General features: G+C 66.4%; 9 protein-coding genes. 6 read left to right on the top strand and 3 right to left on the bottom strand.

Annotated features, from left to right (window positions below; all coding sequences use genetic code 11):
- Positions 1-12 precede the first annotated feature (12 nt).
- The 6 genes from SCD90_RS02605 (at position 13) to SCD90_RS02580 (ending at position 6,246) form a co-directional block, all read left to right on the top strand.
- A complete protein-coding gene (locus SCD90_RS02605) occupies positions 13-381 on the top strand; it encodes a response regulator (protein ID WP_319843056.1) in 369 nt (122 codons plus the stop codon).
- Positions 374-2,581, top strand: coding sequence for a chemotaxis protein CheA (locus SCD90_RS02600; RefSeq protein ID WP_319843055.1), 2,208 nt, complete (start codon positions 374-376; stop codon positions 2,579-2,581). Before SCD90_RS02605 ends, SCD90_RS02600 begins: the two co-directional genes overlap by 8 nt.
- Positions 2,578-2,832, top strand: coding sequence for a hypothetical protein (locus tag SCD90_RS02595; protein ID WP_319843054.1), 255 nt, complete (start codon positions 2,578-2,580; stop codon positions 2,830-2,832). Before SCD90_RS02600 ends, SCD90_RS02595 begins: the two co-directional genes overlap by 4 nt.
- A 63-nt stretch (positions 2,833-2,895) precedes the next feature.
- A complete protein-coding gene (locus tag SCD90_RS02590) occupies positions 2,896-3,279 on the top strand; it encodes a response regulator transcription factor (protein WP_319843053.1) in 384 nt (127 codons plus the stop codon).
- An 11-nt stretch (positions 3,280-3,290) separates the two neighbouring features.
- The gene (locus SCD90_RS02585) at positions 3,291-3,935 is read left to right on the top strand and encodes a chemotaxis protein CheC (protein WP_319843052.1); all 645 of its coding nucleotides are present in this window, start codon (positions 3,291-3,293) and stop codon (positions 3,933-3,935) included.
- Positions 3,922-6,246 carry a PAS domain S-box protein gene (locus SCD90_RS02580; RefSeq protein WP_319843051.1) on the top strand — a complete coding sequence of 775 codons (2,325 nt, stop codon included), beginning with the start codon at positions 3,922-3,924 and terminating at the stop codon, positions 6,244-6,246. Before SCD90_RS02585 ends, SCD90_RS02580 begins: the two co-directional genes overlap by 14 nt.
- A 2-nt stretch (positions 6,247-6,248) precedes the next feature.
- Here the strand turns inward: SCD90_RS02580 and SCD90_RS02575 are convergent, their stop codons facing one another.
- The 3 genes from SCD90_RS02575 to SCD90_RS02565 all read right to left on the bottom strand — a co-directional run bounded on the left by SCD90_RS02575 (position 6,249) and on the right by SCD90_RS02565 (position 11,392).
- On the bottom strand, positions 6,249-8,117 hold the full coding sequence (locus SCD90_RS02575; RefSeq protein WP_319843050.1) for an ABC transporter ATP-binding protein: 1,869 nt from the start codon (positions 8,115-8,117) through the stop codon (positions 6,249-6,251).
- Positions 8,114-9,274 (bottom strand): beta-glucosidase, encoded by a 1,161-nt coding sequence (locus SCD90_RS02570; protein ID WP_319843049.1) that lies wholly within the window; start codon positions 9,272-9,274, stop codon positions 8,114-8,116. The genes SCD90_RS02575 and SCD90_RS02570 overlap by 4 nt, the downstream gene beginning before the upstream one ends.
- A gap of 69 nt (positions 9,275-9,343) precedes the next feature.
- Positions 9,344-11,392, bottom strand: coding sequence for a family 1 glycosylhydrolase (locus SCD90_RS02565; protein WP_319843048.1), 2,049 nt, complete (start codon positions 11,390-11,392; stop codon positions 9,344-9,346).
- Positions 11,393-11,396: the final 4 nt, after the last annotated feature.

Below are 11,396 nucleotides of genomic sequence, written 5' to 3'. Positions count from 1 at the left end.
AGGAAGCGCGTGATGATCGTCGACGATGCGGCTCTCGTCCGGCTCTACTACCGCGATGCGCTGGAGCGGGCCGGCTACGAGGTGGAGGAAGCCATGAACGGGCTTGAGGCGCTGGAGAAGCTGCTCAGCACGCCTGTCGACCTGCTGATCGTGGACGTGAACATGCCGCAGATGGACGGCATGACCTTCCTGAGGCGGCTCCGCCGCCAAGAGGGGCCGGAGGCATGCATTCCGGCGCTCGTGACCAGCACGGAAGCCGGGGCGCAAGACGTGGCCGCCGCCCGCGCGGCCGGTGCGAACTTCTACCTGGTGAAACCGCTGGCTCAGGACACCCTGGCCGAATACGCCGCCATGCTCTGCGGGGCTCCCGGGCATGGATGACTTCATCGAACAGTTTCTCGTCGAGGCGCGGGAACTCGTCGTACAGGCGACCGAGGACCTCCTCGCACTGGAGCAGGATCCCGGTCAGGCCGAGCGGCTGGACAGCGCCTTCCGGGCCTTCCACACGCTGAAGGGCGCGGCCGGCATCGTCGACTTCGACGCCATGGGCCGGGTGCTGCATGCCGGCGAGGATCTGCTCGCCGCCGTCCGGGCGGGTGGCGAGACGCTGACGCCTGCCGCGACCGGACGGCTGTTGGCCTGCCTCGACCAGGTGGTGCAATGGCTGGATGCCATGCAGGCCAGCGGTGACGTGCCGGAGGGGGCTGATGCGGCCGCCGATGCGGTGCTCGCACGGTTCGAGGCGGGCCGCGAGCAGGGGTTTCCCAATACCGGAGCGGCCAATGACGACTGGGTCGCCCAGCTTGTCGCTGAGCATGTCGGAATAGCCGGAGCCGCCGCCACGGCGCTCCGCTATACCCCCCAGCCTGACAGCTTCTTCCGCGGCGAAGACCCTCTTGCACGGATCGAGGCGCTGCCCGGCGTCGCCGCGGTGAGCCTGGGGCCACGCTCGTCATGGGCCGCGCTGGAGGCGTTCGACCCGTTCACGTGCCAGATCGTCATCACGGCCTTGAGCACCGCACCTGTCGCCGAGGTCAGGGCGGCACTCCACGATCTCGGCGCGCAGGTGGACCTCGAAGAGCTGCGCCCGGCCGTGCTTCAAGGACCGGGCAGGGGAGGCCTCTCGGCAGAGGCGGTCGCGGTGCTCCGTGAGCAGATGGCGATGCTCGGCCAGTCGCAGGCCGAAGATGTCGGGGGCCGGATCGGGTCGGCAGCTGCCGTGTCGATCAATGTGCTGCGGCACGCAGGTCTCGGGGAGGCGCAGGCCCGGTTAGAGGCCGCGCTCGAACGGAGCCGGGAAGAAGCCGATCCCGGAATGCTGGTCGCCGCAATCCGGGCAGAACTTGACGGTCCCCTCGAAACTGCCCCGGAACCCTCGGATCAATCCGCATCGGTTCCGCAGGACCTTCAGGCGCAGACATTGCGCGTCGACGTCGAGAAGATCGACGCGGTGGTGCGGTTGGCCGGCGAGCTGATCGTGCTCAAGAACGCGCTCGGGCACACCACGGGGCTGGCCCTTGAGGGAACAGCGCCTGCCGATGTTGCCGCCAGGCTGAAGGAGCAGCATGCGCTTCTGGAGCGGCTTGCCGGCGAGCTTCAGCGCTCGATGCTGGAGATCCGCGTGCTGCCGATGCGCCATGTGTTCCAGCGGTTCCCGCGTCTCGTGCGCGACATGTCCGTGAAGCTGGACAAGCCCATCAATCTGGTTGTCGAGGGCGACGCGACCGAAGCCGACAAGGCGGTTGTCGAAAGCCTTTTCGAACCATTGCTGCACGTGCTTCGCAATGCCCTGGATCATGGTGTGGAGCCCGCCGCCCTGCGCGCGGAGCGGCGGAAGCCGGCCGTCGCGACCATCAGGCTAAATGCCGCCCGCGAGGGCGAGACGGTCGTGATCCGCGTCGAGGATGATGGCGGGGGCGTGGACGTCGCCCGCGTCCGGCAGGTTGCCGAGGCGCGCGGCGTGGCCACGGCGGAAGCGCTTGCCGCGATGAGCGACGAGGAGGCCGTGGATCTGATCTTCGCTCCCGGCTTCTCGACCGCCCAGACCGTGACCAGCCTCTCGGGGCGCGGCGTCGGCATGGATGCCGTGCGCAGTGCCGTGGAGCGTCTGGGTGGCCGCGTCCGCATCGGCAGCCGGGCCGGGCAGGGGACCATCGTACGGTTCGTCCTGCCATTCACCGTGATGATCACGCGGGTGATGACCGTGGAAGCCGGGGGGCAGGTGTTCGGCATTCCTTTCGAAGCCGTCCGCGAAACGGTGAGGTTTCCGCGCGAGAGGATCATCGCCATCGGCGCCGCCAAGGCGTTCGTGCTCCGCAACCGCACGATTCCCGTGGTGGATCTGGCGCGTACGCTCGATCTTCCTGCATCGCAGGACGAGCCTGCCGATGCGATCCTCGTGGTTGCATCGCTCGGCGACGGAGTTGGTGCCGTGGAGGTCGAGCGTCTCGGCGAGCGAATGGTTGTGATGCTCAAGCCGGTCGAAGGGCTCCTGGCCGGTATGCCAGGCATCGGCGGCACAACTCTTCTCGGCGACGGTCGGGTGATGCTTGTGCTCGATCTTGAGGAATTGCTGCGATGAGCGTGCGGGCAACAGACCACGGCACCATCGAGATGGAAGGCAGCTGTGGTGCCGAGGACGCCGAGGCCCTGCTCAGGCACCTGCTCTCCCTGCCTGGCGCGGTCGTGGACTGGCGCCTGTGCGACAGGGCTCACACAGCCGTCATCCAGGTGCTGCTGGCCTCGAAGGCGCAGACCCTCGGACCACCGCGCGGCGAATGGCTGCAAAGGTTCATTGATGACACGATGAAGGCATCCGCAACGCGCCCTTAGCGATTCCGCTGCAGGATGAAAAAACGCTATGTCTCCGGCGCTTCGCGGGGATACGAGTACTGCATGAGCATCAAGGTTCTTATTGTCGACGACAGCAAGCTGGCCCGCATGTCCGTGGCCAAGGCGCTGAATGCCAGCCACCCCGACTGGATCAGGATAGAGGCCGCGAACGCCGACGAGGCCCTGGAACTTGCCCGTCGATCACCGATCGACGTGGCGTTGCTGGACTTCAACATGCCGGGGCGCGATGGCCTGACCCTCGCCGCCGAACTGCTGGCGCTTTATCCCGAGCTTCCGGTGGCTGTCATCTCGGCCAACCATCAGGTCGAGATCGTCAATCGTGCACGAGAAGCGGGTGCGAGCTTCTTGTCCAAGCCTCTGACGGCGCAGGCGCTGAACGACTTTCTCGAAGCCAGCGTGATGCGGACGAAGACGGGCCATCAGTGACCCAACCTTCTATGTCCGTCTTGAATGACCTCGAGCTCGATGCCCTGACCGAGCTGGTCAATATCGGCGTCAGCGGTGCCGCGGCCAGCCTGCGCGAAATGGTCGGCGAGCAGGTGCTTCTGTCGGTGCCGAACGTGGCGCTTGTCAGCCGCGACCAGGCCGTCAAGATCCTCGGTGAGCGCGAGTCCAAGAAGCTGGTGGCGGTGCATCAGCTCTTCGAGGGGGACATCAAGGGCCGGGCGCTGCTGATCTTCCCGGAAACGAAGAGCCTGGAACTGGTGCGCGCCGTGACCGGCGGCGAACTTCCGCTCGAGGACATCATCGAACTCGAACAGGAGGCACTGGCCGAAACCGGCAATGTGATCCTCAACGGCTGTCTCGCCACCATGGCGAACATGCTCCAGCGCAGCCTGAAGATGTCCCTGCCTGAAATCCTTCGCGGCGAGAGCGAGCAGCTTTTCGGGCTCCAGTCTTCGGCCGATGGCGAGGATGTAGTGCTGTTCCTGTACATCAACTTCGCCATGCGTAAGCGCGACATCCGCGGCTACATCGCCATGCTGATGGACATGCCGTCGCTGACCGCCCTGAAGACGCTGCTCGGCGAACTGATCGAGCGTGCGGGAGGCCTTGAGACGCGGACCGATGTGCGGACCTGACCTGCAGCGGCCATCGGTCGTTCTCGACGCACTCGACACAGGGCTGATCCTCCTCGGACGCGACGACCGCATCGTGCACTGGAACGGCTGGATCGCCGCCGCGAGTGCCATACCCGCCGAGGCCGCGGTCGGCAGGACCCTCGCCGAACTGTTTCCCGAAGCGCCGTTGGCGCGCCTGAACTCCGCCGTGCAGCAGGCCGTGTCCGCCGGCGCGTCGAGCGTGCTGACCCATTCGCTGCATCCCGGCATGCTGCCCCTGAAGACCAGGACCGGGCGAACCCTGATCTTCAATGTCTCGGTTCGGCCCCTCGGGGGGCAGCCTTTCGACTGCTGCCTGGTGCAGATCGCCGATGTCACGGTCTCGACCGAACGCGAGCTGGTGCTGCGGACACGCCAAAAGGCCCGCTATGACGCCGTGGTGGACAGCGCGCCCGACGCGGTTCTGACCGTGGATGCGGACGGCGTGATCCAGCTGGCGAATCCGGCTGCGGCGCGGGAATTCGGCTACGCACAGCACGAGCTGGTTGGCCAGTCCGCCTGCCTCCTGTTCGCCGACGCAGGTGAGTGGAATGGCATCTGGCAGCCAGTCCTTGACGGCACAGACCTGCCCCGGGCCGTCGAGCTGGTGGCGCGGCGCAAGGACGGCTCACCGTCCTATGTCGAGGTTTCGGCGTCGCGCTGGCAAAGCGAGCAGCGGGTGTTCGTCACCGCGATCCTGCGTGACGTGAACGAGCGCCGCGCAGCCGAGGACGCCCTCAGGACACTGAACCAGACATTGGAGCGCAAGGTTGCCGAGCGCACCGCGGACCGTGATCGGATGTGGCGGCTCTCGTCCGATGTGATGCTCGTGGCGCAACTCGACGGCAGGATCAATGCCGTCAATCCGGCGTGGACACGCTTGTTCGGCTGGAGTGAGGACGTGCTGATCAGCGCGAACCTTGCGGATTTCCTGGTGCCGGAGGACCAGCCGCTCCTGCAGGCGGCACTTGCCAGCCTGTCGGCCAGCACCGCGCCGCAACTCTTCGAACTGCGGCTCACGACCCTGAAGCAGGGCAGCCGGTGGATCGCGTGGAGCGCCGTTTCCGATGGGGGCCTGTTCCAGGCTGTCGGACGCGACGTGACCTCCGAACGACAAGCTGCGAAGGCCCTGCGGGAAGCCGAGGATGCCTTGCGCCAGTCCCAGAAGATGGAGGCGATCGGTCAGCTGACGGGCGGGATCGCGCACGACTTCAACAATCTCCTCACGGGCATCATCGGTTCGATGGAGGTTCTGAAGCGGCGCATTGCGGCCAATCGCTTCGAGGACATCCAGCGCTTCATGGATGCGGCCATTGTCTCTGCCAATCGCGCTGCCGCGCTGACGCACAGACTGCTGGCCTTCGCCCGCCGCCAGCCGCTCGATCCGAAGGCGCTCAACCTCAACCAGCTGATGGGCGGCATGGAGGAATTGCTGCGCCGGACCTTGGGCGAGCAGGTGCGGCTGTCGATAGTCCTGGGAGAAGGGCTCGGCTCCGTGGTCACCGATGCCCACCAGCTGGAGAATGCCGTCCTCAATCTTGCGATCAACGCACGCGACGCAATGCCGGACGGCGGCGAACTGACGATCACCACGCGCAACACCTCGCTGGCGGCTGTCGAACGCTCCGGCACCGAAGAGATCGCGCCGGGCGAATACGTGGTGGTCGAGGTGCGGGATAGCGGCACGGGCATCCCGGCCGAGGTCCTGGCGAAGGTGTTCGAGCCGTTCTTCACCACCAAGCCGATCGGGCAGGGCACAGGCCTCGGCCTGTCCATGATCTATGGCTTCGCGAAGCAGTCCCGGGGTCACGTCACGATCGAGAGCAGGGTCGGAGAAGGCACGAGCGTTGCCATCTACCTGCCGCTCTATGAGGGAGACCTGCCTGCCGGGATCTCGACGGAAGTGGTCGATCTTGTCCGGGGCTCGGGCGAAACGGTTCTCCTGGTCGAGGACGATCCGTCGGTGCGGCTGCTTATCGCAGAGGTGCTTCGCGAGCTTGGCTATGCCTGCATCGAGGTTGGGGACGGGGCCGGCGCGATGCCGGTGCTGGCTTCGAATGCGCGGCTCGACCTCATGATCACGGATATCGGTTTGCCGGGCATGAACGGCCGGCAACTGGCCGAGGCGGCGAGGGAGCAGCGGCCGGGTCTCAAGATCCTGTTCGTCACGGGCTATGCCGAGCACGCCATCCAGAGCAACCGCATGGAGGACGAGGGAACGATGATGGTGACCAAGCCCTTCGTCCTCGACGCGCTGGCGCTGAAGATCCGCGAACTGATCGCGCTTCCGTAGAACTATCCGGGATGGAGCTCCAGCGGCCGGATCGCTTCCTCGGCGGGCTGGGGTTCGGGCTCGTGATCGAGGCCTTCGGCCTGCAGACGCCACATGCGCTCGAACAATCCGCCCCGGCGGCGCAGTTCCTGAATCGAGCCGTCCTCTACGATGCGCCCGTCCGCGACCACGAGGATGCGGTCGAACGCGGTGAGCGTGGACAGCCGATGAGCCACGGCGATCACGGTGCGTCCGCGCATCAGGCGGACCAGGGTGCGCTGGATCTCCATTTCCGATTCCGTGTCGAGGGCAGAGGTCGCCTCGTCCAGGATGGTGATGGGTGCCGCCTTGAGAAATGCGCGGGCAATGCCGATCCGCTGCCGCTGCCCTCCGGAAAGCTTCGATCCCCGCTCTCCCACCACCGTATCGTAGCCGTGGGACAGGCGGCGGATGAAACGGTCGCAATGGGCAGCGCGGGCGGCTGCGAACACCTCTTCGTCCGTTGCCTCCGGGCGCGCGAAGAGAATGTTCTCCATCAGCGGGCGGTGGAACAGCAGGATCTCCTGCGGCACCACGGCCAGCGCCGACCTGAGGCTGTCCTGCTTCACGGACCGGATCGGCTGCCCGTCGATGAGGATTTCACCGGAGCCGACATCGTAGAGGCGCTGCAGCAGCTGGATGAGGGTTGACTTGCCGGCACCCGACGGTCCGACGATGCCAACCTTCTGCCCCGCCGGAATGACGAGGTTGATGCCGCGCACAGCGTCCGCACCGGCTCCGTACCCAAAGCTTACATCCCGGAATTCGATGCGACCGCTGCCCGGTCGCATCGGCACGGCACCGGGCGCGTCGGACACCGTCTGCGGCTGTCCTATGACGCGGAGCGTGTCCTCCACGAAGCCAAACTGCTGGACCATGTCCACCAGCGACAGAGCCATGTCGCGGGAGCCATGCAGGATGCGGAAGGTGAGCGTGCTCACCACGATGACGTCGCCAGCCGTGATGCCCCCCTGCGTCCACAGCCATACCGCCCATCCGAGCATGGCGCCGGCCATGAACCAGAGGGCGATATCGTGGAGAAGACGGGCCTTCTCCGTGTACATCCAGCTCTTGCGCTGGGCCGCCGCCTCCACCTCGAAGTGCCGGCCGAGGCGTTCCACCTCACGCTGCCGCGCCGAGAACGACTTGACCGCCCACATATTGGTGATGACGTCGATGAGGTCTCCACCCGCGCGGTTGGCCTCCGAGGCATAGGCGCGGTGAAGGGGCCGCCCCCGCTCGCCGAAGAAGATGAGCCCGGTCGTGATGACGATGACCGAGCCGGCCAGGGCGAGCATCATCCGCCAGTCCACGATGGAGAAGACGATGATCGCGCCGACGAAATCCACGCACGGCGGCAGGATGCGCCAGACCACGGTGTTCACGAGGGCGCCGAAATTGCCAGCCGTCGACGTAATGCGGTGGCCGAGCGAACCGGCCAGGTTCTCCGCGAAGTAGCGCATGGGCTGGCCATTGAGGTAACCGAACAGGTCGAGCCGCATGTCCACGCCCGCACCGACCGTGGCGTGGCAACCAAGCCAGCCGCTGAGCCGCCAGAGAACGCTTTCGACCGCGATCAGCGTGATGAAAATGCCGAGCGGCATCCAGACCAGACCGGCATCGCGCGGGCCGGCCATCGCGTCGACGAGAAGCTTGATGACGTACTGGACGCCGACCGCGCAGCCGGCGGCACAGACCACCATGGCTGCCAAAGCCCCGAACTGCAGGGTCCGCCCATGCAGGTAGTGGACGATGAACGGCCACGCACCTTCCAGGAAGGGCGGTGGGGCCGAGGTGATGTCCACGCGCGCCTGCGCGTCGGACGTCGGCGGCCGCCGGAAGACGCGTTTCAAGACCGGGCGCCCTCATGTGCGAAGTGCCGTCGGGCGGCGTCGCGCTGCTGCTTCAGGCCCGGCACCTGACGTTCCATCTCGCGAAGCAGGCGGCCATGGACATCGCGCCGGCCCTCGGCATCTGCCGTGGAAAGAAGCCCAACCTGGCACATCCGGTCATTGTCCCATCCCGGATAGTCGAGCACCGGATAAAGACACACGCCCTCCACGGGCACTCCAGCCTCCACTGCATGGGCCACCTCCTCCAGCACATAATGCAGCCAGGAGGCGCGGGCCGAGCCTTCCGCCCCCGTCTCCGCAAGGAAGACGGGAACGCCGAAACGACGGGCCGCATCCGCGATCATGTCGCCCAGCGGCCGGTAGGCATGATGTCCCAGCGGGATGGGCGGGCCATCGAAGTACCATTGGTTATCCGGATAGAAGTTCAGGCCGAGCAGGTTGAGGCAGTCCGGCCGCCCGCCAAGTTCGGGCTCCCGCCGCCCGGTCACCATGTCCAGCGCTTCGTACTGGAACAGCCTGTACTCTTCGGCCTGGTAGATGTGCTGCGGGTCCTGCGATCCGCTCGTCACGTGGATCAGCGGCTCGGCGCTGGTGAAGCGCGCAGAGGGATCGACCTCCCGTATCGCATCGACCGCCGCGATCCAGGCGCGCACAAGCTGGCGCTTGACCTCTGCGCCGCGTCCGAAGGCGCAGGGATTGATGCGGCCCTGGTCTCCTCCGGCCCATGCCCAGAACGAAATCTCATTGATGGGGCAGTACCACGCGGGGCGCCCGGAACGGTCGCGCACCAGGCCGGCGGCAGCCGCGGCAAAACGGGCGAAGCGGTCCACGAAGGCCGGCGACCAGAAGTCGATGTCGTCCGGCCAGCCATAGTGACAAAGATCCCAGATGACCTGCACGCCGGCCTCTTCGGCCGCGTCCAGCATCGGCAGGAAGCTCGACCAGTCGTAATGTCCGGGTATTCTCTCGACGAGGTGCCAGCGAAGGCCGTCGCGCGCGGTTCTCAGCCCAAGTTCCGAGATGTGCCGGTAGTCCGACGCGGCCCAACGATCATGTCCTGTCGCCGACAGCAGATCGAGCCTGCGCCCGTCGGCACGGCGGTGCGAAGAACACTCGAAGCCCGCGAGCAGAAAACTCTGAAATAAGGGTTCCGCCATTTCTGGCCTCCGTCTCAGACTGTCTCCGAGGTTTCCTGCCCTGCTTCTTTTGGAGGTGAGCTCTGCGGCTCACTCTGCGGCGATGACATCCGGCCGATGTACCGGCGCCTCGCATTCGCTGATGTAGCGGCCCAATGCGCTGTCGAGACTTGGCATGAGCGCGCAGTGCCCTGAAGCCGGTCTCCGCCTGCTGTCCACGCCTGCTGCCGCTTCCGCCTGAACGAGGTGAGGGTCATAGCCGCCAAGTGCGGCAAGACGGCGGGCGATCGCCCAGTGCGAAACCGCACCCCCGTTCGTGAGCTGCCAGGTGCCACGCTCCCCGTCGATGAGCAGATCGAGCGCCGCATGAACCAGGTCTGGTACATAGCTCGGTGCTGTGTCCGGCATCTGACGGGCAGAAAACGGACGCCCGAGGGCAAGCTTGTCCAAAAGCGGGAAGATGAGGTCATCCACCTCCCAAGGCGCAAAGAGCGGTCCTCGACGTATGGCGAGAACACCGCCAGCGGGGAGGCGACCCGCATCTGGCGCAGCCTCCGAAGGATCGGCGCCGAACGTCAACAAGGGTACGCCAGCCGTTCCACACGCCGACGCCAGGGCGGAGAGATCCGCCCCCCCGCCCTCGCTCCCGCCCGTGTGGACCACGGCCCAGGGTCTGTGACGCTCGATCATCGCCAAGATGTCAGGACTGCCGTCATCGGCTGTCGCACAGGCCAGCCCACGGTGCCTTGCGGTCTTCAGGACGCCTTCCCGCAGCACGCCCGGCGCGCCGACCAGCAGCAGTTTGCGCCGAGGCGTCCGCAGGCTGATCACCTTGGAGCTGGTGGGCCGGTAGAGCCTCTCGTCGCGCCGCCACCATCCGGGGGTATCGAGCACGGGATGTTCCATGCGGCCGTTTTGCACCAGCTGCTTCGTCGCACGGCCAAGGGCAGTTATCCGGGGCGGTGCGCTCCGCGTGTCGAAGGCGCCGACCTCGTAGTGCCCGTGGCGGCGGGTGAGCAGGCTGTTCCAGTCCATGGCGCCGAACAGGGCCCAGACCGTGACGGCGCGGATGTCGGCGCCGCGCTGGCGAGAGGCCAATGCCGCGTTCCAGACCTCGTCCATCCAGCGCAGTTGCTCGTCGCGGCTGCAGCCGTGGTGCACCTCGGTAACGGCAACCGGCAAGCGGTAGCGATCCCAAGCCTCGATGAGGCGCGCTTCGGGCCCCGTGCTGCCCGCTGGCAGGTCCGCGCGCACGGCTTCGAGATCGGCATAGCGGTGGCGGCCGTTCGATCCGGTTCGGTGGCCCTGAAGTCGATCCCGCCGATGCTCGAGAAACCGTTCGCTCGTCAGGTAGTGGTTGATGCCGAGCACGTCCGGCGGACATGGCCGGTCCGCGAAGAACGACAGCTCGTCCTCGCGAATTCCGTTTTCGACAAGATGGTCATAGAGCTCATGGCCGCGTGTGAGGCGGCCGGTGAGAAGATCGAAGGTCAGCCATCGCCGCGCATTCTCGTAGTCGGCCTGATAGCTGAGCAAGGGCGTGCTGAACGCCTTGCCCAGATCCTCGGTCTGTACGAGCCGCGCACCCGGTGTCACGCGGCGGATAGCCTGCATCGAAAGGACGACGGCGCGGCATTGGTTGACCAGCGCGCGCAGCAGGCTCGGCACGCTGCGATGATGCGGGTACCAGTGGCCGTAAAGCCCGCTGAAGCGTGCAGTGGTCAGCGGTTCGTTGACGGGCGTGAAGCTCTCGATCCACGGATAGCGGCGGGCGACAGCCTCGGCATGTTTCGCCAGCTTCTCCGGCAACTCGCGATCGAGCAGGTCCGTATAGGCGGGACCGCTGCCGTGGTGCAGAAGGCCGGCGATCGGCTGGATGCGCAGATCCCGCAGCCTTGCCAGCCGGCGGTCATGCCACGACCAGTCGGCATGATCGGGCGAGTGGGGCGACACCGTCTCCCACAGCACTGGATAGCGCAGGGTGCGAATCCCGAGTGCGGCGATCAGGTCAAGATCGTCCAGCCGCTCGCGATGCCCGGTTTCGACCGATTGGTCGCGCCAGCGGTTTCGCAGGCGCACGATCGTGCATTCAACCCCGCCCCAAACCTCGGGCAAGCTGCCCCGGGTAAGCGGGTCCATGATG

The sequence above is a fragment of the Terrihabitans rhizophilus genome (assembly GCF_033898525.1).
GTDB lineage: Bacteria > Pseudomonadota > Alphaproteobacteria > Rhizobiales > Methylopilaceae > Flaviflagellibacter > Flaviflagellibacter rhizophilus.
This window is presented reverse-complemented; position numbering and strand designations above follow the sequence as displayed.

Coding starts and splice junctions, on each gene's coding strand:
- SCD90_RS02605 (WP_319843056.1), top strand. CDS start 13: ATGATCGTCGACGATGCGGCTCTCGTCCGGCTCTACTACCGCGATGCG.
- SCD90_RS02600 (WP_319843055.1), top strand. CDS start 374: ATGGATGACTTCATCGAACAGTTTCTCGTCGAGGCGCGGGAACTCGTC.
- SCD90_RS02595 (WP_319843054.1), top strand. CDS start 2,578: ATGAGCGTGCGGGCAACAGACCACGGCACCATCGAGATGGAAGGCAGC.
- SCD90_RS02590 (WP_319843053.1), top strand. CDS start 2,896: ATGAGCATCAAGGTTCTTATTGTCGACGACAGCAAGCTGGCCCGCATG.
- SCD90_RS02585 (WP_319843052.1), top strand. CDS start 3,291: ATGTCCGTCTTGAATGACCTCGAGCTCGATGCCCTGACCGAGCTGGTC.
- SCD90_RS02580 (WP_319843051.1), top strand. CDS start 3,922: ATGTGCGGACCTGACCTGCAGCGGCCATCGGTCGTTCTCGACGCACTC.
- SCD90_RS02570 (WP_319843049.1), bottom strand. CDS start 9,274: ATGGCGGAACCCTTATTTCAGAGTTTTCTGCTCGCGGGCTTCGAGTGT.
- SCD90_RS02565 (WP_319843048.1), bottom strand. CDS start 11,392: ATGGACCCGCTTACCCGGGGCAGCTTGCCCGAGGTTTGGGGCGGGGTT.